Below are 25,864 nucleotides of genomic sequence, written 5' to 3'. Positions count from 1 at the left end.
TGCCGGTGGCCGGGGGGCTGCTGCTGGGGTGGTGGCAAAGACGGCTGAACCAGCAGCGCCGCCGCCGCCCGGTTGACCCTACTCGAGCCAATGCCCTGCATGGCGGGCGCATGTCGCTGGCCGATAGTCTGGTGGTTGCGGGGCAGACAGTGCTGTCCAATGGCTGCGGGGCATCGCTTGGCTGGAGGCGGGTTTCAGCCAGATGGGCTCTGCCATAGCCTCACGCATCGGACGTATCCTGCGGCTGCACCGTGCGGATGTGCGGCTACTGGTGGGCTGTGGCGCGGCAGGGGCTATCGGGGCGGCGTTCGATGCGCCGCTGGCGGGCGCGTTCTATGCCTTCGAACTCATTATCGGCTCCTATGCCTTTACTCTACTGGCCCCGGTGGCCAGTGCAACGCTCTGCGCGCTTGCCGTAACGCGGCTGGCAGGTGCGTCGCTCCCGGCGGTAACGGTTGCCCCTTCGGACACGATCCCACCTCTGGCATGGCCATTGCTGGCCGTGCTGGGCGTGACCTGCGCCTATATCGCATTGTGCTGATGAAAAGTGCAGCACGGGCCGAAACCCTGTTTCGCCAGATTCTCAGGCAGGACTGGCTGCGCCCCGCTCTGGGGGGGCTGCTGGTTGGCGCGCTGGCGCTGATTTCTCCCTCCGTGCTGTCCTCGGGGCATATGGCCATGCGCGCCCGGCTGGTCAGCCCGCCGGGTATGGAACTGGCTCTGGCACTACTGTGCCTGAAGGCGCTGGCCACGGTTCTTTCCATCGGGGCGGGTTTTCGGGGCGGGCTGTTTTTTGCCTCGCTTTATCTCGGTGTGCTTGCGGGGGCGGTATTCGCAGGGTTAGTGGCCCCTTTCGCCCCCCTGCCGCTTTCGCTGTGCACGGTGGCGGGCATGGGCGCACTGGCCACCGCCGTTATTGGCGCACCACTGACCATGATTTTGCTGGCCCTTGAAACCACCCATAGTGCCGGCATGACGGCCTGCGTGGCGCTGGCGGCCATTGCGGCCTCGCTCACTGTCCGGCGGTCGTTCGGCTATACCTTTGCGACATGGCGCTTTCACCTGCGCGGCGAGAACATCCGCTCCGGTGTGGACATAGGCTGGCTGCGCGCCCTGACCGTGGCCCACATGATGCGCACCGAAACCGACTCCCTGCCCGCCGATGAAAAGATAGAAACCGCCCGCGCCACTCTGGCCGGGTGGATGCCCCGCCATATTGTCCTGCATGATGAGCACAACCACTATCAGGGTATGGTGGACACCACGCGCCTGATGTCCATTCAGGCCGTGCCGGAACGGCCCCTCTCCTCGTTGGCCGAAGCCCGCTTTGAAACCCTGAGCCCCGAGACCTGCATGGCCGATGCCGTAGCCGCGTTCGAGCGCACGGGCCGGCCCGCACTGGCCGTGGTGGACAAGACAGGCCGGGTTATGGGCCTGCTGAGCGAGCGCTACGTGCTGCGCCGTTATGCGGAGGAGCTTGAGCGCATCCGCCGTGATCTGGCGGGGGAAAAGCATATCCGCTACACGCCCCCTACCCGCGCGGCTCCGGGCCCCACCCCTAGCACGGACGTGAACGACCCGGCCCTTGTCCGGCACCGGGGCCGGGGTTCATAGTCACACTCCGTCTTTTTGCGGGATGCAGGCATACCATGACAACACACCCCACCATTCCCCCTTCCATGAAGCGGTCTGTTTTACCGAGCCCGGCGGGCCTGACGTTCTGCACGTTGAATCCATTGCCGTGCCCACACCGGGCCGGGGCGAGGTTCTGATCCGTGTCATGGCGGCGGGGGTTAACCGCCCGGACCTGATCCAGCGACAGGGCCTGTACCCGCCGCCGCCCGGTGCCAACCCGCGTCTGGGCCTTGAAGTGGCGGGCGAGGTTGTGGCCTGCGGTGCCCCGCTGGAAGACTCGACCATGCCAGCCATTGGCAGCCGTGTCTGCGCCCTAACCAATGGCGGCGGCTATGCCGAATACTGTCTGGCGCCTGTCGGGCAATGCCTGCCATGGCCTACTGGGTTTGATGCCGTTCAGGCTGCCGCCCTGCCCGAGACATATTTTACAGTCTGGTCCAACCTGTTCATGCCCACCCTGCCCCCTAAGGGCACACGCGTGCTGATCCATGGCGGCACCAGCGGCATAGGCACCACGGCCATCCAGCTTGTGCGCGCCTTTGGTGGCGAGGCTTTCGCCACGGCGGGTTCGGCTGAAAAATGCGCCCTGTGCGAAACGCTGGGCGCACACGCCATCAACTACCGTGAGGAAGATTTTCTGGCCCGTATCCGCGCCATGACGCAGGACGAAGGGGTCAACACCATTCTGGACATGATCGGGGGGGCGTATTTCAACCGCAACCTCAAGTCTCTCGCACCAGATGGGCGGCTGGTTATCATTGCTCTACAGGGCGGGGCCAAGGCGGAGCAGGCCGATCTCGCCCGGATCATGACCCGCAGACTGATCGTAACCGGCAGCAACCTGCGCCCGCGTGATGCCGCCGCCAAGGCGCGTATCGCCCGCGGGCTGCACACCCATGTCTGGCCCCTGCTGGACAAAGGCACCATACGCCCGCTGATCCACGCCACATTCGCACTGGATGAAGCTGGCAGTGCGCAGTCGGCCATGGAAGCGGGGACGCATTCAGGCAAGATCATCCTGCGGGTTGCCGCTGACTGAACGGCACCTGCTTGCAGGCCGTGCCCCTTGACCGCGCCCCGCTCTTGAAGAATTGTACGGATTTGAGAAACTGTGGTGTGTCATGGAACCCTCTGTCGTCATCCGACCCGAAACCATTGGCTCCACGCCCGCACCTGATGGTGCGGTGGACGGCCCGCACGCCCTTGCCGACAGGCTGCGCGCCATCCGTACCCGCATGGATCAGGCAGCCACACAGGCCAGCCGCAACCCGGCGGATGTAACATTGGTGGCGGTCTCGAAATTTCACCCACAAGCCAGCGTGCGCGCCGCCATGGCCGCGGGGCAGCTTGTCTTTGGCGAAAACCGCGTGCAGGAAGCCGCCGCCAAGTTCCCGCCCCTGCGGGCCGAATCCCCCGCCCTGCGCCTGCACCTGATAGGCGGATTACAGACCAACAAGACCCGCGATGCCGTGCGGCTGGCCGATATGATCGAAAGTCTGGACCGCCCGGCACTGGCGGATGCGCTCGACCGCGCCGCCCAGACCGAAGGCCGCCTGCCAGACCTGCTGGTGGAAGTGAACACGGGCGATGAGCCGCAGAAATTCGGTGTCCCGCGCGAACAGGCCGATGCGCTGATCCGTGCCTGCCGCCAGCGCTTTGGCGAAAAGCTGCGCGGGCTGATGTGTATCCCCCCCGCGCATGAAGACCCCCGCCCGCATTTTCGGCTGCTGCGCGCCATGGCGCACACGCACGGGCTTTCGGTGCTGTCCATGGGCATGTCCGCCGATTTTGAACAGGCCATAGCCGAGGGGGCCACGCTGGTACGGGTTGGCAGCGCCATTTTTGGCCCGCGCCCAGCCACGCCCGAAAGCACCGTTGCGCCCTGAGCGGCATCGCCCTGCCCCATGCAGGCAGCGGGTATGCCTTGCCTCAGGCCTTTGTCTAATTCTATGCACATCCCGGGGATCGCGCCCCACCCCTGACACCTAGCCAGAGGCACCATGACCGACCCTACTCACCCCACCGGCCCGGCTACCCCCGGCACGGCGCAGCCACGGACAACCGAGACGCGGCCCCCAGGCATATTGCCGAGTTCGATGCCGACCAGCCCCAGCACACACTGGCGCCGGTGGGCATGGCCGCCCTGCTGGGCGTGCTGGGTGTGGTGTATGGTGATATCGGCACCAGCCCGCTTTACGCTTTCCGCTCCACGGTAGAGATCATCTCCGGCCACCACATTGCGGAACCGTGGGAAATCATGGGGGTGGCCAGCCTGATTTTCTGGACGCTGATCCTGATCGTGACGCTCAAATACGTCACCCTGATCATGCGCGCCGACCATAATGGCGAAGGCGGCATTCTGGCCATCATGTCATTGGCCCAGCGTGTTTCAACTCAAGCGCGCACGCGCACTATTCTGGCCCTTGTCGGCATTGTGGGGGCCTGCCTGTTCTTTGGCGATGGCATTATTACCCCCGCCATTTCCGTGCTGTCAGCGATTGAAGGGGTGGAAGTCAGTATCCCTGCGGCGCATGACTTCGTTATTCCCGTCGCCATTATCGTCATTATCAGCCTTTTCAGCGTGCAATGGATCGGCACCGGGCGGGTGGGCACCATTTTCGGCCCGGTCATGCTGCTCTGGTTCGGTACGATCGGCACGCTGGGGCTGCTCCAGATTCTGCATCACCCGCATATCCTGCTGGCTCTATCGCCCACCTATGCGCTGGAATTCGTGTTCTACCACGGCAAGCTGTCGTTTCTTGCCCTCGGTGCCGTGGTGCTGTGCGTAACCGGCGGTGAGGCACTATACGCCGATATGGGGCATTTTGGCCGCACACCCATCCGCTATGCGTGGCTGTTCTTTGTGCTGCCCATGCTGGTGCTGAACTATTTCGGGCAGGCGGCTCTGGTCATTGCCGACCCCAAAACTCTGGCCAACCCCTTCTTTCTTATGTGCCCGCACTGGATGCTGGGCCTTATGGTGGTGCTGTCCACCCTTGCCACGGTCATTGCCAGTCAGGCGGGTATTTCAGGCGGGTTCTCGCTCTGCCGCCAGCTTATCCAGCTTGGCTACATGCCGCGCCTGCGCATTACCCACACCAATGCCGAGGAAGAAGGCAGATTTACCTGCCTGACTTCAACCGCTTTCTGGCCACGGGTTCGGTGCTGCTGGTGCTCGCCTTCCGCAGTTCCGATGCTCTGGCCTCGGCCTATGGCATTGCTGTAACCGGCACATTCATCTGCACATCCATTCTGGCTATTGCCGTCTTCCGGCGGCACTTTAACTGGCCTGCATGGCGGGTTGCGGTGGTATTTGGCGGCTTTTTGCTGCTTGACGGCACGTTCTTTCTGGCCAACGCGTTGAAAATTCCCGATGGCGGCTGGGTGCCGGTGCTGCTGGGCTGTGCGCTGACCCTGATGATGACCACCTGGAAAAAAGGACGCGGCTTATCATCAGCGCCAGCGCCAGGACAGCCTGCCCATGGGCAGCTTTATCGCCCGGTTGCCACAGTCACGCACCATCCGCGTGCCCGGCATGGCGGTATTCATGACCAGCACACCCGATTTTGTGCCGCCCTGCCTGCTGCACAACCTGCGCCACAACAAGATCCTGCATGACCACGTGTTGTTTGTAACCGTGCAGAACCTCGACCAGCCCGAAGCTGAACGCGGCCACCGCGTAACGGTGGAAGAACTCGCGCCCGACATCTACCGCGTGATCCTGCGTTACGGCTTTATGGAAATGCCCAACATCCCCCGCGCACTGGAAGAACTGAAAACCAATGGCGTGGATTTTGACGCGCTTCAGGCCTCCTATTTCACCTCACGCGAACTGATTACCCGCTCCTCCGTGCCGCGCATGTCGGGCTGGCGGATGTCTATCTTCATGTTCATGGTGCGTAACTCCACCTCCAGCATGGAATTCTTCCGTATTCCGCCTGACCGCGTGGTGGAACTGGGTGTGAAGGTGGCGATCTGACCAGCGCCGTGCCCCATTCCACAACCACCTTTCTGGCAGCCCCCAGCCAGCAGCCCATGCTCAAAGGGGCCTCCATGCTGACGGGACAACCTGCCAGCACGGAACCGCTGGCGCTTTACATCCACTGGCCATTCTGTCTGGCCAAATGCCCGTATTGCGACTTCAACTCCCATGTACGCGCCACCGTGCCACAGGCACGCTTTGGTGCGGCCCTTGAACGCGAACTGGAGCATGAAGCAACGCAACTGGGCCGCCGCCGCCTAACCTCTATCTTTTTTGGTGGCGGCACACCTTCGCTCATGGCCCCTGAAACTGTGGCCAACCTTATTGCACGGGCAACAACGCTGTTCGACCCCGCACCCGACCTTGAAATCACGCTGGAAGCCAACCCAACCAGTGTGGAAGCCGCGCGCCTGCGTGACTTTGCGCAGGCAGGGTCAACCGTATTTCACTCGGTATTCAGGCGCTGGATGACGAGGCACTGCGTTTTCTGGGCCGGGAGCACTCCGCCGCCCAAGCGCTTTCCGCCCTTGAATGTGCGCGCAACCTGTTCCCACGCATGACATTCGACCTGATTTACGCCCGCCCCGGCCAGAACCAAAGCGCATGGGAACGCGAACTGCACACCGCGCTGGCACTGGCGGCGGATCACCTGTCGCTCTACCAGCTTACGATCGAACCCGGCACAAAGTTCGAGGCCCTGTACCGCACCGGAGCGTTCACCCTGCCCGATGAGGACACCGCCGCCGCCCTGTATGACAGCACGGACAGAATTACCCGCGCACACGGGCTGGATGCGTACGAGGTTTCCAACTACGCACGTCCCGGCAGTGAAAGCCGCCACAACCTGACCTACTGGCGTTACGGCGACTATCTGGGCCTTGGCCCCGGCGCGCATGGGCGCATAACGCAGGATGGTGCTCTCTACGCCACCCGCCGCCACCGCGCACCCGAACCATGGGCCGAACGTGTGGAACAACACGGCACAGGCGAAACCTCGCGCGAAGCCCTGAGCCGGGCCGAACGGGCGCGTGAAATGCTCCTGATGGGCCTGCGCGTGCGTGAAGGAATAGACCCCGCACGTTTCGCTACCCGCACCGGCCTGCCCCTGCAGGACGCGCTGGACCCCACCATACTGGCGGCAGCAGTGGATGAAGCTACCTGATCCAAACGCCCCAGACCCTGCGCGCCACACCGGAAGGACGGCTCCGGCTTGAAGCTCTTCTGGGCGCGCTGGTTCTGTAACCCCGCCTTGCACAACCGGGCGCAGCCCTATGTCTGAAGCCATGCTGAACCTGATAAAACTGGTTGTGGGCGTGAGTAGTCTGGAAGACCTCGCGGCCCGACAGACCCAGCCCGAAAACGCCCGCTCCCTGCCCGGCCACGCCACTCCTCTGCCGGTAGTGCACACCCGAGCCTTCCCCCGCCGGAAAGACGAAATCCTACCCGGTGGCTCGCTCTACCGGGTCATTAGCGGGCTAATTCTCTGCCGTCAGGAAATTCTGGCCATTGAAACCAGCACCCGCGCGGACGGCACATCCGGCACGCTGCTTTTTCTCAACCCCACGATTATCCGGGTTCAAGCCTGCCCCATGCGGCCTTTTCAGGGATGGCGCTACCTGAGCACGCAAGACAGCCCCCCTGATCTGGACAGTCCTGATGCCCTGCACGCTGCGCCACCCCATGGCGGCCCACAGGCAGCAGAACAGACCCCACTGCCCTTGCCCCTGCTGCGCGAGCTGGCCTTATTGGGGCTGTAACGCCCCATATTGGCTCACCCTTCGACCCGGCTTCTATCTTTTTATAAAAAAAGCAAAAAAGAGCCTTTTGCCCGCTTGACGCTCAACGCAAACACCATTAAACCACGCTTCAACAACGCGCCTCTGTCCCGTTCGTCTAGAGGCCTAGGACACTGCCCTTTCACGGCGGCAACACGGGTTCGAATCCCGTACGGGACACCATTTTTAATGGTTTCAAGCGTTAATCAAAAAAAATAAATACCCCACCTTGGGGAAAGCCAAGCAGGTAAATAACCTCGTAACTAGCTTGCGAAATCAATCAGCCTGCAACCCTACAGAGCGCAAGATTCCTTCGCATCTGCACTATTCCAGTTTCCGCTGGGTATAGGCCAAATCCACTTTCAGCAGTGCAAGGTAGTGAAGATTCTGGCTGGTCAGACAGGATAGTCTGTGAATTTCATGTGTGGCAGTATCTGTGTCTCTCATAAGATATATTGAAAAATCACAATATTTCTTTTTATATTTTTCAAATTCCTGATTGCTTACAGGCGTATATTTTCTGGAATCTGCCTTGAAATACTCATCCTCAAACCACGCATCGAACATCTTTGGCTCCTGCGCCTCTTGCTGAGCAAGTTGCGCCTCGCTGGTCTCAAATTTTCTTTTCGCACACTCCATGACATCCGATATCACCTTAAACTGGCGATAACAGGCTTGAGACAAATCGTTCGCACTAGGCTCTGCATAGGCAGCAACAGGCACGACAGAGAAAATACAAAGAGCAGTAAAATACAATTTTTTCATTAAAAAATTCCGCTATGTTTTTATAATTAGAAAAAACTACTTCTTCCTTATATAGTGCAAATTCTCTTCAACCTGCTCTATGTAATAAAGATTCTGACTCGCCACACAGGATATTCTGGATATTTCATGAGAATTACTCTCCGATCCACCCATCATTGACATCGAAAAATTACAATAATCTTTTTTGTATTTTTTAAATTCTTTATTGTTTTCAAGAAATTTTTCTCTCGCTTTTTCTTTATATGCCGGATCTACATACCATTGATCCAGAACCGCCACAGCATGCTGCTGCTCTTTTACAAGGCGTTTTTCACTTGCAGCGAGCTTTTTCGCCAAACAGACAACGACATCTGACGAAACAAAAAAGTCCTCAGAACATTGATCATATAAATCCTGAGCACTGGGAGCCGCATTGGCTACACTCCCTCCCAAAAGAAAATAAAAAACAATCCCTTTGAAAATTTTCATCACTAATAAAATACCTAGACCGACTTAAATATCATCAATATAATTTGATAAGATACAATTATGCTTAAGAATCAGAGTGACGGGCTTTAGATGTATTCGGCACCCTGAGCCTCAGACAGGTAGCCAAATACGCGGAATCCTCTGGGGGTTTCCTCGCCAGGCACATGGACAGCCCTAAGCTGATCTGACAACTTCTCGTTCGGCGGAGGTTTCAACCAGAATGTCGACATACAAAATATCTTCATATCCACCTAGACGGAAGTGGTAAAACCAGTCCCGGTCAGGTTGCGAACAGTAGCCGCCGGTTGAGAGTGTGCTCCATGCTGGTGTGGGTGACAGGGCATACATCTGCAACCGCAGTTTTTCCCATTTTGTATTGTTCATCACAGGGTAGAGCATGATCTGCGCCTCCAAGCCAGAATGAGATTACCGTGGCCGACGCCACTGCCGATAGAAAATTGGTAGCCAAATTATCATAGCGGGTCGCAATGCGCCGGAAATCCTTGAAGCGACAGAAGGCGCACGCGATATCTAACCCGATTGTAGCGAATTGGCGCCTTATGGTTGTGTCGTCCGAGAATGACCGGCGCAGTCCGACCTTTTGGTAGAGAAAGGCGCAAAGAATCTGCATCATAGCCCTTGCTCCCCAACTGATAGCGCATCGGACCAGCCCGTTCGAGCAAGGCTAGCGCGGCCTTCACATCGCTGACATTGCCCGCTGTCAGCATCAAGGCGTAGGGGCGCCCAATGGCCTGCTCATGCGGCCCCCTTTTGCATCAAAGGCTGCCCTCTGGGCTTTGAAATAGGTACTATCGATGGCCGTGCTTTTGTTGACAGCACCAGTTTGCACGAGTGCATCGAACAATTTTGTCCAGAATCCACGCCTCGACCAGCGATTGAAGCGATTATACAGAGTGGTCGATGGACCATGATCAGCAGGACAACCACACCACCGGCAGCCAAAAAAGAGCCATTCGCCTCTCCTCTGATCCAGTCAGGCGCTCCACAATGACCCTATTCCAGTTTCCGCTGGGTATAGGCCAAATCCTTTGTCAGTTGAGCAATGTACTGCAGGTTAAGACTCGTCAGGCACGACAATCTGCGGACTTCATGAGCGGCAGACTCTGCATCTCCCATGACAGACATTGAAAAATCACAATATTTATTTTTATATTTTTCAAATTCCCGATTGCTTATCGGCATATATCTTCTGGCATCTCCCTTAAAATACTCTTCCTCAAACCACGTATCCAACATCCGCGGCTCCTGCTGTTCTTTTTGAACAAGCAATCTCTCACTCGCTTCAAACTTTTTCTCCGCACAAAGCCTGACATCTGATAGCGCCCGAAACTGACGGTAACATGCCTGAGATAAATCATTTGTACTGGGCGCTGCACAAACAAAGGCAGGCACCATGGAGAAGCAACAAACCATCCAAAAAATATTTTTTCTCATTGAGAAAATTCCATTATTTATAGAAAAAATTAAATTAATTACCTTGACTGCACAAACAGCAAGTCACCATTAATCTGCTCAATATAATGAAGATTAAGGCTCATGCGACACGCTTTTTCATAGATTTCGTGAGAGTTACTGACTGATCCACCCATAAGAGACATTGAAAAATTACAATTATCTCTCTTATATTTTTCAAATTCCTGATCACTTTCAAGAATCTTTTTCTTTACTGCATCCTTATGAGCTTGATCTACATCCCATTGATCAAGAACCATCAGCGCATGCTTCTGCTCGCTTACAAGGCGTCTTTCACTCTCAGCGAGCTTTCCCGTCAGGCAGACAACAATATCTGACGAAACAAAAAAGTCCTCGGAACATTGATTATATAAATCCTGAGCACTGGGAGCCGCATTGGCTATTTCAGGTAAAAACATGAGAAAACATAAAATACTAATCAGAATTTTCATTTCTTACCAATTTTCAATGAATTTATTCTGTTAATTATATATCATGTCTGTAAATAATATAGCACTATCCGATTATTATCGAAGATTTTGCCTCTATCCCGTTGCAGGGATGCCTTCAGAACTTCTGGGGTTATCATAAACCCCTATGCCAATAGCAAACCAGCTTGGCTTGCTCTGGTTCGGACCCCAGATTTTGTTGTGACCAGCACGGTATCATCAACATGCTGTGGTCAATACGGAGTTTCTGTCGGTTCGGGTACCCTTGAAGCGAATTGATCCCGTTATTTATCCACAGGAAAAATCATGTGTTGAAAAAAAATAAACAGCGAAAAAAAGCACTAAACCGGCATTTTTTCAGGATTCGCTACTGCTCACGATAAGAGAGCAATATTTTCCACATAGTTATCCCCAAGGGGGAAAATGTGCCGGCAGAAGCAAGAATTAGCGTATGGAATCAATACCGGAACAGGCAGGCGGTTGCCTCTGACAGGTCAGACAGGGTCAGGGCAGAGGCCACGTTATGGGTGAGTGCAACCAGCACCGTCCCAGCCACAAGAATCATGGTAGCGCTGTCTCGTAACCGCTGTGTCATTTCCCTGCACTCCCGTTCTGAAACATTTGCCGCAAGGCATGGGCTGCACGGTAGGTGCAGATATGTCGGGCAATAAAAATTTTAACGATTGTTTTTACAGGTCGATATAAAGCACGATATATAATATGATGTCAATATAAACACTAATTTTTTTCGTGTTAATAACAAAAAATTATGAGAGAACCCCTCCTGATAGTGAATTATATCATTTTATATCAATGCGTTAAAAATAACACATTCCAGACTGTTGTTTCCCCCAAAAAAATCCGCCCGCTTAATCAGGCGGACGGATTCCTCTGCTGCCGGGGTGTCCGGCAAAACGGAACTGAACGAATCAGCCCATTTTACGATCAACCGCCAGCCCAGCCGAAGCCTGACAGACAGGCATCATTTCAATATAATTCACATTCACATGCGCAGGCAGGCCAACAATCCACGAAACGCTTTCGGCAATATCGTTCGGGGTCAAAGGCTGCGTGCCGTCATACACCGCTGCAGCCTGCCCGGCGTCACGCAGGCGTACCAGACTGAACTCGCTACCGCCACACAGGCCCGGAGCCACATTTGTCACGCGCACGGCATAGCCCAGCAGGTCGCTACGCAGATTCTGCGTGAACTGCTCCACAAAGGCCTTTGTGCCCCCGTAGACATTCGCCCCCGGATATGGGTAGCGCCCAGCCGTGCTGCCAAGCATGATAACATGGCCGCGGTTACGCTCCACCATGCCGGGCAACAGGGCGCGGGTCATTTCCACCATGCCGCTGATGTTGGTGGCAATCATGGTTTCCCAGTCATCGGGGTTGGTCTGCCAGGCTTTTTCAAGGCCCAGCGCCAGCCCGGCGTTGTTGACCAGCACATCGACTGCGCGCCAGCCTTCGGGCAGGCTTTCTGGCAGGGCGCGCACAGCCGCCTTGTCCGTTACATCAAGCTCGACCGGCAGCAGGGCATCGCCCAGTTCCGCCGCCAGATCGTTCAGGCGCGCCAGCCTGCGGCCTGTTGCAATGACATTATAGCCGTCGTGCACCAGCCTGCGGGCAATAGCAGCGCCAAACCCCGCCGTAGCCCCCGTTACCAGTGCAATCGGCCGCGTTGCGGCACCTGCGCCGCGCGAAAGGGTGGCATGGGCCGGAATTTCATTCATGATCTTGTCCACCTGAGCTGTTTTGAAACACAAACCCAGTTGGCCAGCCCTTGCCCCTAATGGCAACCCCTGCCCGGTCCAACGGCGCAGGTAAGGCCACTGCCCCCTACTAGAGAAGTCAGTGGCCACGCACGAAGGTAAAACAAGCGGGTTTAAATCGTGGTTTCAATCACGCCATACCAGCCAAGCCCTTTATAGGTTTCGTAGCCGGGTGTCAGCGCATAGGCGATCAGCTTGTCGCCCTGACAGTAAAAACCGCGCGGCCCTTCTGGCCGGAAATTGAATGTCTCGGACAGAATGCCCTCATCGTTCGATGAGGCCAGAACGCGCCGGTTGGCATCCACCAGCATGACGCGGGTGCTGGCCTTTTCGTTTTCCGCCAGCCGCACACCTTTAACAATGCCTTCAGCCTGCGGAGCCCAGTCAAAGGCAATGCCCAGCACCCCAAGCGCCTGACCGTTCTCCTGCCCGCCAGCGCGGATAGCAGCGCTATAAATAGCCACCGGCGTTTCATCCAGCGCGGGAAAACGGCGCACATCCGCCACAGCGTATTCATCGCCATTACGGGTGCGCATGGCATTTACAAACCAGTCCTCGCCCGACATGTCACGCCCCATAAGGCGGGGATGGCGCTCGGGGCGACCGCACACCACCACCTTGCCGTTGGCATCGGTAATGAACAGATCCACGTAAACGGTGTAGGATTTCAGAATGGTCGCCAGCCGCTCGCTTGCATGGCGGTAAGCATCGGCCGAGGCTTCTTCCAGCGCCTGTACCACGGCACTATCGGTTGCCCACCACCGCACATCGCACGAACGTTCGTATAAATTGCGATCAATCAGATCAACGGCGTTCAGCGCCAGATCGGTCATGCGCTCACCACGCGAGTTGAGCAGAAGATCGCTCCCCGCATCACGCAGTTTCTTGGTGCTGGCATCGGTTGCCGTGCGCAGTTCGTTGGAAATTTCAATAATGCGGGTTGAAATACGGCCCATTTCATCGGCCAGCAGGCCGAACGCCACACCTGCCTGCCCGGCTCTGGCTGCTTCTATCCTGGTATTGATCGCCAGAAAACGGGCCTCACTCATGACAGAGGCGATCAGATGTATCTTGTCACGTGTAACGTGAGAAACTTCATAAGCAAGCTGGAGGATATCATCCTGCATTCTGGCTATCTTCCTGTCAGGAGATCATGATGGCAGCCTGCCGTTCATGCCGTGATAAATCAGGAACAATGCAGGAAAGGCAGGGCATCAAATCGTTACGAAATAGAAATTTAATACAAGAAACTTTCTAAAATCCGCCAGATCTGTCAAGAAAAATCTCCGCATGACGGCCTGTTGGCAAACTCACACCTAGCCAAAAAACATGCCATGCCAGTCCTGAAAATCCGCGGGTGGCACGGGCCTGCCAAACAGGTAGCCCTGCACCACATCACACCCCATATCCAGCAGTTTTTCATTCTGGATCTCGGTTTCCACCCCTTCGGTCACAACCGTAATCCCAAGCCGTTTGCCAATGTTGATGGCGGCCTCAGTCACGACAAAAGCGCCGACATCCTCTTCAAAATTCGCAACAAAGCTGCGATCGATCTTGATTTCGGTCAAAGGCAGGTCCGCCAGACGCGACAGGGATGAAAAACCCGTGCCGAAATCATCAAGCGACAAGCCAACCCCGATTGCTCGGATAGCAGCAATGGTCGCCATGGTTTCCGCGTTCTGGCGCATCATCACCCCTTCGGTGATTTCAATCGTCAGACGCTGCGGGGACAGACCATACTCATCAAGCAGGCTGACAATCTGGCGCGGCAGCGCAGCGGAACAGAAATGCGTGGCGGAAATATTGACCGCCACCACAGGCACGTGAAGACCCATTGTATCCCATTCCACAAGCTGGCGGCAGACTTCCGTAAGCGACCAGCGGCCCAGTTCCTCGATCTGCCCCGTTTCCTCGGCAATGGGGATAAAGCGCGATGGCGGCACAGAACCCAGCACCGGGTGTGTCCAGCGGGCAAGGGCTTCCACACCGTAAAGGGTGCGCTGGGCGGCGTTGATCTGCGGCTGGTAGAACAGGCGCATCTGCCCTGCCGGGCAGCATCGCGCAGGGCGGTGCCGATAATCAGCCGCTGCTCCACGCCCTTGTGCTCGAACCCGCCAAAAAACCGGTAGCTACCGCGTGCGGCGGTCTTGGCATCACGCATGGCGGTTTCAGCCCGGCCCAGCATGTGTTCCACGTCCGTCCCGTCATCAGGATACAGGCTGATACCGATACTGAAAGACAGCACGAGTTCACGAGAGCCCACTTCCACTGGCGCACGCATGACATCGGCCAGACTATCCGCGAAAGCGCCCGCCCCCTCGCGGTCCCCTCCGGGAATGACCACCACAAAGTCATCACCCCCCAGACGCCCGATAACGAAATTGCTCCGGCAATGCGCGGCAAGCCTGCGTGCCACGGTCTGGAGCAGCACGTCACCCTGATCATAGCCCAGAACGTTGTTCACATCCTGAAACAGGTCCAGATCGAGCATGAGCAGGGCGAAAGGCAGCGGCGAGGCCACGCCAGTCATTTCCCGCAAAACCGTGGCGATTGACGACCGGTTGAGCAGGCCTGTCAGGGCATCGTAGCGGTCGAGATGGTTGAGGCGCTGGCGGGTCTTGCCCTGTTCGATAATAGCCGCGCAGGACGGCACGCAGCCTGTCACGATTTTTTGCGGCCAGTCGGTCATTTTTTCACGGTTGCGCGAATACAGCACAAAAATACCGATCAGCTCGCCCGCGCCATTACGCACCGCACTGGCCCAGCAGTCGAACAGTTCGGCTTCCTGCCCGTCAGCTCCGGGCATATCGCGCCAGACAATGGAACGCGCCAGTCTGGGCTGTTCGCACAGGGTCTGCACGTCGTCATCACTCAGGGAGACATGGGCCAGCATGGTCATCCAGCGCCGGGGCAGGCCTTCGCCCGAGAGCACTTCCAGCCAGCGTTCGGGCGTGACCTGCAACAGGGCCGCAATACTGTTGGGCACAAGGCGCTCGGCCTCGGCGCAGAGCATGTCGGCCACATCCTGCGCGGTGCTGTCCGCCGCCAGCACGGTAAAGATCTGGCCTTGCAGGTCCAGCAGTTTGCGCCGGTGGCTCTCTTCCGTCACCCCTTTGACAACGGCCATGTAATAACGCCGCTGATCCGCGCCGACCAGCGCGCTGGAAATGGACATTTCAGCCGCAACGTAATCGCCATTACTACGGACAAAAGTAACCTCGCGCGAGGTGCCGACAATACGGCGCTGCCCTGTTTCGCGGTTGCGGTTTACGTAGCCATCATGCCGCCCGCGATGTTCCATGGGCACCAGACATTTAACATTACGCCCCAGAACATCTCTGGCCAGGCACCCCCACAGCCGTTCGGCCGCAGTGTTGAAAAAAACGATATTATTCAGGTCATCGATAATGATGACGCCGTCCGTTGCTTGAGCCAGCATATCCGCGAAAAAGGATGTGGTATCGGGGGCGCTGTACTGTACGGGCTGAGGTGCAGGCATTGTCGCAACCTTGCGGCGAGACACCGCTGCTGAGGAAATTCAAAAACATATAAGCCACCCGGCTGGTGCCGGCGGCGTCCCGCTTGCGCGGACTTTATCCTCCCATGGTGTTCCCTGACGCACAGGCAGGAAACACGGTCGTAAAAACATTCGCCTGCGCTGCTGCCGGGTGGCCTGCGCTTGTCCGGTTCTGGTTCCGTCCCAAAAGCAGGGCTCCGCTCGGTTCAGGTCTATAGACTCAGCAACACAAAGCCTTGAAAAATGTATGGCCTGAAAAAACCGTCAGAACGGTTCTTTTACTTCTTTTGATATTCTAGTTTAAATCGTTAAAAGAAAGTTTCCATTTCCCTATAAACAAAAGAAAAATGTAAGATTCCGTTAATATTTTCACTTGCACCCTGCACTGCCTGTGTCCCGGCGCAACACCCGTCACACACGGGCCACAGGTGTGATATATTCTACGGTGAATAACCAGCCTGTATTCGGCCACTTTCAACCCGAAATCACTGTGCGGTATAGCCGCCGTCTATCACCAGTTCACTGCCTGTCATGAACTTGGATTCGTCGGAAGCCAGATACAGAATGCCATAGGCAATATCGTCGGGTTCTCCCAGATGGCCGATAGGGTGCAGGTCCACCAGTTTCTGCCGGGCTGCCGCGTCCTCTGCCGTCAGGCCCTGCACCATGGGTGTCCAGATATAACCCGGATGCACGGAATTGATGCGAATGCCGTAGCCCGACTTCGCACAGTGCAGAGCAGCCGATTTGGTAAACAGCCTCACCCCGCCCTTGCTGGCGTTATAAGCCGCCAGCGTAGGGTCGCCTATCAGCCTTCAATGGAGGAGAGGTTAATGATGGACCCCGCCTTGTGCTCCTTCATCAGCTCGATCGCATATTTCGTGCCCAGAAACACGCCGTCGAGATTGATGGACTGCACCCGCCGCCAGTGTTCAAGGTCGGTGCTTTCCACGGTGCCACTATAGGCAATACCCGCATTGTTGACCGCGATATCAAGCCGTCCGACCTGCGCGCGCACCGCTGCCAGAACGGTCTGCCAATTTCCTTCATCGGCTGTATCCAGCCGCAGAAACGATGCCTGCCCCCCAGCCTGCACGATCTCGTGCACAACCTGCGCGCCGTCCTGCTCCTTCAGATCGGTTACAAAGACTCTGGCACCTTCACGCGCCAGCAACAGGGCCGTGGCCCTGCCAATACCATTGGCCGCGCCTGTGACCAGCGCAACCTTGCCTGCGACACGTCCCATAACCGCTCTCTCCTGTCTTTTGCCTGTTTTTACGTCATGCCTGCAAAAAACGGGCTGGGCCTGTGCCCTGCCCACACAACACCGGCTTTGTCCTTGTGCCGCGCATAGCCACCGCTGTCGTTGACGCACATCAACACCGTTGCCCCGAAAAACCGATGAAAAACCCGACAGGAAGGAAACAGGCCTTGACCCCCCACACCCCCTGTCGGATACCCGGCAATGGCGGCAGAACACGGACAGACAAAGCGGGATGGACTCAACATGACTTCACGCCGGGGTTTCTCACCCGATACGCTCTCCCACCATGGCTGGTTGCACCGGGCACAGGCCTTGACTGGCATAGCCCTGCTGCTTGCCACCACCCTGCCCTGTGCCCTGCTGTCAGGCCATGCCAGAGCGCAGGACCTGCCTTCCACGGTGGGCACGCCCTCTAACCCTGCTGTCGTCTCTCCCCAGCCCGGCGCCACCGCCCGGCTGAACGGTTTTCGCTCCGCCCGTTTCGGTATGGATGAAAACGGTGTGCGGCAGGCAATCAACAGCGATTTCGGGCTTGAGGACAGCGCCATCCATGCCTCGCAAAATGCCGAGCAGCGCACACCGGTCCTGACGATCGTGGTGCAGCATCTGCCAGCGGCAAATATGATGGCCGGGCTGCGGTGCATTACGTCTTCGGCTACCGCAGCCACCTGCTGAGTGCTGTGCATATTACGTGGGAAACCTCAGACGACCCCGCCAATACGCCCTCAACCCTGCTGGAAACAGGCTCGCTGCTACAGGCCTATTTTGAACGGCTGAGCTTTCCGCCCGGCCGTACGGCCACCAACGCCATCATGGCGGATGGTTCGGTCATTCTCTTTCGTGGCATGGACCCGCAGGGGCATACGGTGGCCCTGTTCATTACCGGGCAGGTGGGTCGCCCCGAAGGCTCGCAGGTCGAACGCATGAGCCCAAGCGCTCTGGTTCTGGCCTATACCGAAAGCCCCGAACGGCCCGATATCTACCACCCCGACACTCCGTGAAAACCAGCGCGGTAAAACGCATGGACAACCGTGGCGTGGTGGCGATCATCACCGCCATTGTCCTGCCGGTTTTCCTGCTGCTGGTTGCGATGGGGCTGGATCTCTCGCGCGGCTATATCGTCAAACAGCGGCTCCAGACCGGGGCTGACGCCGTGGGTAGTCTTGTTGCCGCCCAGTTGCCAGCACTGGGCGCAAACACCCCACCCGATGCCGCCTGCGCCAGTAGCGGGCAGATATTCGCCGCCAATTTCAACGCCAGAACCCTTTTCCACGCAACACCTGCACCACCGGGCTGCGTGTATGATGCGGCGCATCAGCAAATAGTCATCACCACGGCTGCGAGCGTTCCGCTGGTTTTCGGCGTTCTGCTCCACCGCGATACGCTGCACCTTGTGGCCAGAGCCTATGTGCCCCTTGCCTCCGCCCGGCCTGAAAGATCACCGGGCGGCTGATTTCAGTGCGTGGGCATGGTGCTCAGGTTGGTATCACCCGCATGGGGGCTGCCATCCACACCGCCAACAGGCTTTGGTGCCCGCAGGTTTCCGTACTGCAACGGACCAAACGGACGGATAGCTTTTTCCGCAGGCAGGTCCTTGCGCGACCACCCGCCACCCAGCGCCGCAATGAGGGCTACCGAGGCCTGATGCTGGCGTGTATCCACCTGCACAAGGATAATCCGCGCGCTCAGTGCGGCCTGCTGCGCCACTACCACATCCAGATAATTGGTCAGCCCGCCGGTATAGAGCGCCATGGTCATGCCCTGCGTGCGCAGGGCGGCTTCCACTGCCTGCCGAGCCTGATCCGTTTCGGTGCGCAGGCGGTTAACGTTGGTCAGCCCGTCCTCCACCTCCGCAAACGCATCGAGCACCGTGCCACGATAACGGTCTTCCGCCTGACGGTACTGCGACCACGCCCGTTGCAGTTCCGCCCGGCGCACCCCGCCCTGAAACAGCGGCAGCACGGCCTGTGCGCCAAACTGGTACATGGAGTTGGAGAGCGAGGCGAGATCGAACCCGTTATCCATGAAACCCGTCATGGCGTTGAACGTCACATGCGGATAGAACGCCGCGCGTGAAACCCCGATAGCCCGGTTGGCCTGCGCCATGGCCCTTTCGGCCGAGGCAATATCGGGCCTACGCTCCAGCAGGGTGGAAGGCAGGCCGGTCGAAGGCTGCACATCTGTCAGGTCGATCCGCTCACGCGGGGCAATATGAAACGCCGCAGGGGCCTGATTGACCAGAATGGCCAGCGCATGCTCCATCACATCACGGCTGGCATGGATATCGGTCTCACGCGCCTGCGTGGAGGCAAGCTGGGTTTCAGCACGCGAGACATCCAGCCCGGCGGAAATGGCCCCGGCCAGACGCAGCCGGGTAATATGCACGGCCAGACTGTAATACCGGATGGAATCACGATAGACCGCATCCTGCGCATCAAAGCCGCGCAGGGCTATGTAATCGCGCGCAACCTCGGCCTCCAGCGCCAGACGGGCCACGGCATAATCCGCCGCCTGCTGCTGGGCTGACTGCTCGGACATGCGTTTGCGGTTACGGATAGCGGACCAGAAATCCGGCTCCCATGTGGCCGATGCCTGATACTGCTCGGACGACATATAGGCAGGCCCGGTAGCCCCCGCGCCACGCCACAACCGGTGATGCGAGGACTTGTAGCGCTCACCCCCGGCCATACCCTCGATCTGGGGGTAAAGATGGGCCGCTACCTGTGCTGCGACATCCCGCGCCTGTGTAAAGGATTCCGCCGTCGCCTGCAGGTCCGGGTTGGCGGCCAGTGCCTGCTGTTCCAGCCGGTTGAGTTCAGGGTCGCCAAAGGCGGTCCACCAGTCCGGGCGGGAAGCAATTTCATCCGGGTGGCCATAACCGATTACGCCCTGCCCCTCCCAGTCGGGGGGTAAACAAGCTGTGCTGGCCGGTAGGCGGGCGCCATATCGCACCCGTTGAGTGTCAGGGCCAGCAGGGCGGCCCCTCCAAGGGCACGCGCGCTCCGCATGGGCCCCCGCATGGGCCGCAAACGCCCCATTACCGCTGCCGCCCGCTTCTGGCACGGAGCGTTCCTCCGGCATGGCGCGCACATTGTCGCTCGAACCGTCATGCGAACCATGTCCCGGCGGACCGGACAGGTGACCATGATGGTGACTAGTCTCCAGTGCTGCAGCACCAGCCGGTGCCGCGGCATCCCCCTGCGTGGCGTTGGAGGATGCGGGCGTGGCGGCCTGTGGTGCCAGCGGTGCTACAGGGGCCGCAGGCGGATAAACCGGTGCATTATAACCGCGCGTACCCGGCACGATCGCCACCTTGTCACCATTCAGCAATCCGGCGGACGGATTGTTGATCACCCTGTCATCAGGTTTCAGCCCGGACAGGATTTCAAGTGTGGTGCCATAAATCGTACCAACCTGCACCGGCACCAGATGCACATGGTCGGTTGAATCCACCAAAGCCACCTGCGTACCTGTGCACGGAAAATCACCGCCCCTTCAGGCAGGATCAGCACACCGGGGGTGCCCGGTGCCTCAAAATGCGCGGTCGCGTAAGAGTTGGGCCACAGCTCACCATTGGGGTTATCCACCATCAGCTCGGTATTGACCGTACGCGTGCCGGGGCTAAAAGCCGTGGCGGTGGCCAGATACCGTGCTTCGAAAACCCGGCGGGGAAACTGCGGCAGAGTCAGGGTAGCGGTCAGGCGCGGAGAAATCACATCCGCATAATCCTGCGGCACGGCCACGAACACGCGCATGGCGTGCACATCCGCTACGGAGAACAGCTCCGTGGCGTTACCGCTGGAGCCGACATCGCCCCGGCCCGCATTCACGTAATCCCCCACATCGGCCATACGGGCCGTCACGATCCCATCGAACGGGGCCACAATGCGCTTGAAGCCTTCCAGCGCCTTGAACCGCTCCATTTCGTGCCGGGCGGCCTCAACCTGCGCCTGTTCGGCCTCGGCATTGGCGATCTGCACATCCACTTCCTGCTGGGAAACAGCCTGCGTACCCTCAAGCGCTTTCCAGCGCCGCGCCGTAATCTGGGCCAGCTTGTAGCGCGCCAGTGCCACGTCCAGGTTGGCCGTGGCCGCCGCGTACTGGGCGTCCAGCCCCGGAGTGTCGATTTCGGCCAGAAGATCGCCCGCATGCACATGCGCGCCGATATCCTTGTACCACATCTTCACGTAGCCCGAGACCTGCGCATAAATCGGCGCCTGATACCACGCGGCAATATTGGCAGGCAGGTCGAGCTTGCGGGTATCCGGGCCGGGGGCGGGTGTAATCACCTGCACATGCGGCTGAGCGGCCTCGGCCGTGGCGCGGGCCACCTTGTCGTAATTGATATGCCGCCACACGACACCACCGCAGGCCAGCGCCAGCGCGCCCCCGGCAAGCAGGGTCAGGGTCAGGCGCGCCTTCGGAGAGACATGCCCACTGCCCGGTGTCATCCGGTCGTCATCCAACTGGCCGTTCTGCCCGTCCTGTGCCGGGGGGGCCGGTCTGTGGTCGCTCATGCTGGCTCTCCCGCCTGATTATCTTCCCCCGCTTTGCGCCTGCGGCCATGCAGCAGGGCAAACACACACGGCACGAACAGCAGCGTGGCAAGGGTTGCCACCGTAAGCCCGCCAATAACGGCGCGGCCCAGCGGCGCGTTCTGTGAATTACTCATGGACATGGGCAGCATGCCCACAATCATGGCCGAAGCTGTCATCAGCACCGGACGGATACGCTCGAACCCGGCATCCAGCGCTGCCTTGACGGCATTACCGTGGCGGGCCAGTTCATCCCGCGCGAAGGACACCACCAGAATGGAATTGGCCGTAGCCGTGCCCATGCACATGATGGCCCCGGTCAATGCGGGAACGGACAGGGCCGTGCCGGTCAGAAACAGCGCCCAGGCAATACCACCCAGCGCGCCGGGCAGTGCCGTGATGATAATGAACGGATCAAGCCAGGACTGAAAATTGACAACCGCAATCAGGTAGACAAGCAGAATGGACATGGCCAACCCGCCCAGCAATTCCGCATAGGCCCAGTTCATGGTCACACCCTGACCATACACATTCATGGAGGAAGAATGCGGCAGGTTGGTGCGCTCCTCATCCACCACACGCGCGACCTGACGCGCCACCGTGCCCAGATCCACCCCTTCGTTAGAGGCGTAGATATTGATCGCGGGCATGATGTTGTAGTGCGAAACCTCGGCCGGGGTGCCGGTAGCGGTAATCTGGCTCAACCCACCCAGCAGAGCCGGAGGCGCGCCACCGGCATTACCGCCTTCGTGGTCCACGGGCAGCAGCTCAAGGCTATTGAGCGTTTGCAGATAGGGTGCGGGGGTCTGGATATCGATCAGATGCGAAACCCCGGTAGCGGGGTCCAGCCAGTATACCTGCCCCACCTGCGAACTGCCCGAAAGCGCCACCAGCATGTTGTTGGCAACATCCGCCTCGGTAATGCCCGTACCCAGCGCGTAACGGCGGCGGGTATGGATATGCAGGGTCGGCTGGGTCATCGGTTCCTGCACGCTCACATCCACCACACCGGGAATACGCCGCAGGCGGGCGGCAACACGGTTGGCGAAGGCAAAGTTATCCTTGAGCGCGCGCCCTACCACCTGCACATCGAGCGGGGCGGGAGAGCCGAAATTGAGGATTTTCGCTGTTAGATCGGCAGGCTGGAAGGTCATTTCCGTGCCGGGGAACGCCCGCGCCAGACCCTTGCGCAGGATTTCGCGATACTGCGCCACGGGAGATTCAGGATTTTTGAGCGAAATGGTCAGGTCGCAATCCTGCGTGCCACCGTGGGGGTGGGAATATAGGTCTGGTTAAGCGGACTGAACGGCAGGCCGCAGTTATCGACAATGGAAACAACCTGACCGGGCAGCAGACGCTCGATCTCGGCATTGACCAGTTGCGATATCTTGCCCGCTTCTTCCAGCCTTGTGCCGATCGGCGCGCGCATGTGCATGGCCAGCACATCGGAATTGATTTCAGGAAAGAAATCCTGCCCGACAAAAAACAGCAGCCCTAAAGACGCCACCGCCACCAGCAGGAACCCGCCAACAAAGCGCCCGCCAAGGCCGATAAGCGTATCCAGCAGGGCCTTGTAACCATGCCGGAAACGCTCGAACCCGCGTTCGAACCCACGCTGGAAACGCACCAGAAAACCACGCACACCCGCCGCCTGCGACCCTTGGGGCGCACCATGGCCAGCCCCGTGCTGGCTCTCCTGCCCGGCCAGCATGTATTTGGCCATGGTCGGCACCAGCGTGCGCGACAGGATGAACGATGCCAGCATGGCGAAAATAATGGCCTCGGCCATGGGCGTGAACAGCCAGCCGGTAACCCCGGTCAGCTGGAAAAGCGGCATCCACACGATACAGATGCACAGGGTGGAGACGAATGTAGGCACCACGATCTGGTTGGCCGCATCGATAATGGCCTGTTCCAGATCCTTCTGCTGCGCCAGATGCGCGTCGATATTCTCGATCATGACGGTGGCGTCATCCACAAGGATACCAACGGCCAGCGCCAGCCCGCCCAGCGTCATGACATTGATGGTCTGCCCCGCCCAGTTGAGCCCGATAATGGAGCACAGCATGGCCAGCGGAATGGAGGTGGCAATAATAACGGTGGAACGCCATGAGCCTAGGAACAGCAGCACCACCAGCCCTGTCAGCACGGCAGCGGTCACCATTTCCTGCACCACGTCGCGCACGGATTCCTTCACGAAGGTGGAGGCATCGCTGATAACGTCGATCTTCACGCCATCGGGCAGGGTTTTGACGATACCGGGCAGCAGTTTCTTGACCCCTGCCACCACATCCAGCGTGGATGCATTACCCGCTTTCATGATGACGATCAGAACACCCTGCTGGCCCTTGACCAGCACAAGGTTGGTCTGCGGCGGCCCGCCACGGTGCACCCATGCCACATCGCGCAGGTGAATGACCGAATTGCCCACCTGTTTGATAGGCAGGTCGTTAAACGCCTGAAGCTCGGTAGGCGAGGCGTTGGTCTGCACCATCCAGTCAAACGTGCCGATACGCTGGTCGCCTGCTGGCAGCACGATATTCTGCTTGGCCAGTGCCGCGGTAACATCCGCAGCGGAGAGTTTGTGCGCCAGCAGCTTGGTGGGGTCGAGATCCACCATGACATTGCCCGGCTCCCCCCCATACGGGTTGGGAATGGCTGCCCCCGCCACCGAAACCAGTGCCGGGCGCACCAGATTGGAGGCCATGTCGTAAATTTCCGAGGCCGTCATATGGTCTGACGACACCTGAAGCGTCAGCACCGGCACGGAAGACGCATCCATGGCCATGATCAGCGGCGGCGTGCTGCCGGTTGGCATCTGCTTGATCACGGTCTGCGAAACCGCGGTAACCTGCGCCTGCGCCACCGCCGTATCCGTGCCGGGCTGGAAGAAAATCTTCACGATCCCGCGGCCGTAATAGGACTGGCTCTCGATATGTTCGATATTGCCGACTGTGGCTGTCAGGGCACGTTCGTAATAATAAATAACCCGCCCCGACATATCCTCGGGCATCAGGCCGGTATAGGTCCATACCGCCGCCACGACAGGAATGCGGATACTGGGGAAGACGTCGGTAGGTGTGCGCACGACCGCGCGAACGCCGAACACCAGGATCAAAATCGACAGCACCACGAAGGTGTACGGCCGTTTGAGCGCGACGAGAACAATCTGATTCATACGGCCATGCTCCTGTTTCTGGCGCAGACCGCTGAGCTGCATAAGGTCGTCATGGCGTTCTTTCTAGTCCGGTTTTTTTTGAACAGCCAAGACGCATTGACACGGCTTCTTCCTGAAAATAGGAGAAAACCGCGCATTTTCCAGCGACATAAAATTTTTATTACAGGTTGTTAAGACTTGCTCATATCACCTGCATATCGTCAGGGTTTCAGCGCAAAAACGGTGCTACTGTAGAGGGTTGGCAGCATGCCACCCCCCAGAATCCGACTCCCCTGAGCAGGCATGCATCCCTGCACCACAACAAACACCCCCGCCACATCTGAAAGAGCAGACAGGGCCGCCGCCGGATCATGCGGGGTGCAGCCGCCCGTTCCCGCATCATAGCGGGTTATGGTCGCAGCCTGTTTGCCGGGCAGAACCGTGGCAATGCCCAACTGCAGCACCGCCCCTTCGCGCGCCAGAACTGGCAGGCTGTGCTCGTTCTGCAAAATGGTCTGGATAAACGTTGCTGAGGGCGTAGGCGCGCGCGCCACCATCTGCCCGACATGATCCGTCAGGGCGGAAAGCTGGTACCAGCGCCGCTGCGCCTGTCCCAGCTCCACCATGCCCACCAGCAGAACGGTGCACAGGGAGAGCACAAGTGCGGCTTCAATCGCCACATTGCCGCTACGCAGGCGCGCAGGCTTCTGGCGCTGTATCATGGATCAGAACCCTGACGGAATGCCGCATGGATGCCTGCCCCACCAGCATGCTCATCCATGGCGTAAAATAGGCCTGCGTGTAGCTAAAAGTATAAAAAGCCGTGCTGTCCGGCCGGGGCTCGGCACTGACACGCACCAGTGCGGCCCGCAGGATACCGCCCGAATCCGCCGCTACGAGGTCCGGCAACGATGCACATTTACCCCCGCTGGCGGTGCGGCCGGTTTCTACAAAGCGGGCGGCATCCTCCGCCCCGTTCTGCAACACCATGGCGGTAAGCAACTGCCAGCCGGTTTCCATGAACCCGACCAGAAAAACAATCATGACCGGCAGGATTATGGCGGTCTCG

Annotated in this window: 20 protein-coding genes, 1 tRNA gene and 9 pseudogenes; 13 read left to right on the top strand and 17 right to left on the bottom strand. The window is 58.6% G+C overall.

Features of this window, described 5'->3' with window-relative positions:
- From JCM25143_RS23980 to JCM25143_RS09875, 10 genes and pseudogenes are all read left to right on the top strand, one after another.
- A pseudogene (locus JCM25143_RS23980) lies at positions 1-218 on the top strand (hypothetical protein); the annotation flags it as partial.
- Positions 203-960: pseudogene (locus JCM25143_RS23975) on the top strand (chloride channel protein); the annotation flags it as partial. The pseudogenes JCM25143_RS23980 and JCM25143_RS23975, both read left to right, overlap by 16 nt.
- Positions 934-1,614, top strand: a complete 681-nt coding sequence (locus JCM25143_RS25250) for a CBS domain-containing protein (protein ID WP_369347370.1) — start codon at positions 934-936, stop codon at positions 1,612-1,614. The pseudogene JCM25143_RS23975 and the gene JCM25143_RS25250, both read left to right, overlap by 27 nt.
- Before the next feature lie 22 nt (positions 1,615-1,636).
- Complete coding sequence (locus JCM25143_RS09905; protein WP_025861021.1) at positions 1,637-2,674, top strand: NAD(P)H-quinone oxidoreductase; 1,038 nt, start codon at positions 1,637-1,639, stop codon at positions 2,672-2,674.
- A gap of 82 nt (positions 2,675-2,756) precedes the next feature.
- A complete protein-coding gene (locus JCM25143_RS09900; RefSeq protein WP_025861019.1) occupies positions 2,757-3,521 on the top strand; it encodes a YggS family pyridoxal phosphate-dependent enzyme in 765 nt (254 codons plus the stop codon).
- Between the two features lie 197 nt (positions 3,522-3,718).
- A pseudogene (locus JCM25143_RS18555) lies at positions 3,719-5,614 on the top strand (potassium transporter Kup).
- 56 nt (positions 5,615-5,670) lie between these two features.
- A pseudogene (locus JCM25143_RS25245) lies at positions 5,671-6,170 on the top strand (radical SAM protein); the annotation flags it as partial.
- Positions 6,171-6,173: 3 nt separating this feature from the next.
- Entirely contained in the window at positions 6,174-6,779 is a 606-nt protein-coding gene (locus tag JCM25143_RS25240; RefSeq protein WP_369347369.1) for a coproporphyrinogen-III oxidase family protein, read from the top strand.
- A gap of 121 nt (positions 6,780-6,900) precedes the next feature.
- A complete protein-coding gene (locus JCM25143_RS09880) occupies positions 6,901-7,374 on the top strand; it encodes a DUF1489 family protein (protein WP_025861018.1) in 474 nt (157 codons plus the stop codon).
- Between the two features lie 125 nt (positions 7,375-7,499).
- Positions 7,500-7,575: transfer RNA gene (locus JCM25143_RS09875), tRNA-Glu, on the top strand.
- A 141-nt stretch (positions 7,576-7,716) separates the two neighbouring features.
- Here JCM25143_RS09875 and JCM25143_RS22060 read toward each other — a convergent pair.
- The 12 genes and pseudogenes from JCM25143_RS22060 to JCM25143_RS22040 all read right to left on the bottom strand — a co-directional run bounded on the left by JCM25143_RS22060 (position 7,717) and on the right by JCM25143_RS22040 (position 17,348).
- The gene (locus tag JCM25143_RS22060) at positions 7,717-8,157 is read right to left on the bottom strand and encodes a hypothetical protein (protein WP_148300094.1); all 441 of its coding nucleotides are present in this window, start codon (positions 8,155-8,157) and stop codon (positions 7,717-7,719) included.
- A 36-nt stretch (positions 8,158-8,193) separates the two neighbouring features.
- Positions 8,194-8,628, bottom strand: a complete 435-nt coding sequence (locus tag JCM25143_RS09865) for a lysozyme inhibitor LprI family protein (protein ID WP_148300093.1) — start codon at positions 8,626-8,628, stop codon at positions 8,194-8,196.
- 171 nt (positions 8,629-8,799) lie between these two features.
- Entirely contained in the window at positions 8,800-9,024 is a 225-nt protein-coding gene (locus JCM25143_RS21555; RefSeq protein ID WP_199897858.1) for a DUF6678 family protein, read from the bottom strand.
- Between the two features lie 328 nt (positions 9,025-9,352).
- Positions 9,353-9,619 (bottom strand): transposase, encoded by a 267-nt coding sequence (locus JCM25143_RS25235; protein ID WP_081773552.1) that lies wholly within the window; start codon positions 9,617-9,619, stop codon positions 9,353-9,355.
- A gap of 20 nt (positions 9,620-9,639) precedes the next feature.
- Complete coding sequence (locus tag JCM25143_RS22055; protein WP_148300092.1) at positions 9,640-10,080, bottom strand: lysozyme inhibitor LprI family protein; 441 nt, start codon at positions 10,078-10,080, stop codon at positions 9,640-9,642.
- 38 nt (positions 10,081-10,118) lie between these two features.
- Entirely contained in the window at positions 10,119-10,550 is a 432-nt protein-coding gene (locus JCM25143_RS09850) for a lysozyme inhibitor LprI family protein (RefSeq protein WP_025861013.1), read from the bottom strand.
- 926 nt (positions 10,551-11,476) lie between these two features.
- Positions 11,477-12,283, bottom strand: a complete 807-nt coding sequence (locus tag JCM25143_RS09840; RefSeq protein ID WP_081773553.1) for an SDR family NAD(P)-dependent oxidoreductase — start codon at positions 12,281-12,283, stop codon at positions 11,477-11,479.
- 152 nt (positions 12,284-12,435) lie between these two features.
- On the bottom strand, positions 12,436-13,449 hold the full coding sequence (locus JCM25143_RS09835) for a cache domain-containing protein (RefSeq protein WP_025861011.1): 1,014 nt from the start codon (positions 13,447-13,449) through the stop codon (positions 12,436-12,438).
- 189 nt (positions 13,450-13,638) lie between these two features.
- On the bottom strand, positions 13,639-14,361 hold the full coding sequence (locus JCM25143_RS22050; RefSeq protein ID WP_234395161.1) for a putative bifunctional diguanylate cyclase/phosphodiesterase: 723 nt from the start codon (positions 14,359-14,361) through the stop codon (positions 13,639-13,641).
- A 146-nt stretch (positions 14,362-14,507) separates the two neighbouring features.
- Positions 14,508-15,821 (bottom strand): annotated as a pseudogene (locus JCM25143_RS22045) (diguanylate cyclase domain-containing protein); the annotation flags it as partial.
- A gap of 503 nt (positions 15,822-16,324) precedes the next feature.
- Positions 16,325-17,085, bottom strand: a pseudogene (locus tag JCM25143_RS18535) (glucose 1-dehydrogenase).
- Positions 17,086-17,114: 29 nt separating this feature from the next.
- Entirely contained in the window at positions 17,115-17,348 is a 234-nt protein-coding gene (locus JCM25143_RS22040) for a hypothetical protein (RefSeq protein WP_148300089.1), read from the bottom strand.
- On the opposite strand from JCM25143_RS22040, the gene JCM25143_RS09815 reads away from it, so the two are divergent.
- From JCM25143_RS09815 to JCM25143_RS09805, 3 genes are read left to right on the top strand one after another with little or no spacing between them, the layout of a single operon-like run.
- On the top strand, positions 17,347-17,778 hold the full coding sequence (locus tag JCM25143_RS09815; protein WP_025861010.1) for a hypothetical protein: 432 nt from the start codon (positions 17,347-17,349) through the stop codon (positions 17,776-17,778). The genes JCM25143_RS22040 and JCM25143_RS09815 overlap by 2 nt on opposite strands.
- Positions 17,742-18,104: a hypothetical protein gene (locus JCM25143_RS09810; protein WP_025861009.1), complete on the top strand. Its 363-nt coding sequence runs from the start codon at positions 17,742-17,744 to the stop codon at positions 18,102-18,104. The genes JCM25143_RS09815 and JCM25143_RS09810 overlap by 37 nt, the downstream gene beginning before the upstream one ends.
- Before the next feature lie 20 nt (positions 18,105-18,124).
- The gene (locus tag JCM25143_RS09805; RefSeq protein WP_148300088.1) at positions 18,125-18,556 is read left to right on the top strand and encodes a TadE/TadG family type IV pilus assembly protein; all 432 of its coding nucleotides are present in this window, start codon (positions 18,125-18,127) and stop codon (positions 18,554-18,556) included.
- Between the two features lie 2 nt (positions 18,557-18,558).
- Here the strand turns inward: JCM25143_RS09805 and JCM25143_RS18530 are convergent.
- The 5 genes and pseudogenes from JCM25143_RS18530 to JCM25143_RS09780 all read right to left on the bottom strand — a co-directional run.
- Positions 18,559-20,123 (bottom strand): annotated as a pseudogene (locus JCM25143_RS18530) (efflux transporter outer membrane subunit).
- Between the two features lie 172 nt (positions 20,124-20,295).
- Positions 20,296-21,554: pseudogene (locus JCM25143_RS18525) on the bottom strand (efflux RND transporter periplasmic adaptor subunit); the annotation flags it as partial.
- Positions 21,555-21,616: 62 nt separating this feature from the next.
- A pseudogene (locus JCM25143_RS18520) lies at positions 21,617-24,816 on the bottom strand (efflux RND transporter permease subunit).
- Positions 24,817-25,016: 200 nt separating this feature from the next.
- Positions 25,017-25,517, bottom strand: coding sequence for a TadE/TadG family type IV pilus assembly protein (locus JCM25143_RS09785; RefSeq protein WP_025861007.1), 501 nt, complete (start codon positions 25,515-25,517; stop codon positions 25,017-25,019).
- Positions 25,483-25,864, bottom strand: a 382-nt coding sequence (locus JCM25143_RS09780; RefSeq protein WP_025861005.1) for a TadE/TadG family type IV pilus assembly protein, incomplete at its 5' end; no start/stop codon positions are given. The genes JCM25143_RS09780 and JCM25143_RS09785, both read right to left, overlap by 35 nt.

The organism is Acetobacter papayae JCM 25143 (assembly GCF_000613285.1).
GTDB lineage: Bacteria > Pseudomonadota > Alphaproteobacteria > Acetobacterales > Acetobacteraceae > Acetobacter > Acetobacter papayae.
This window is presented reverse-complemented; position numbering and strand designations above follow the sequence as displayed.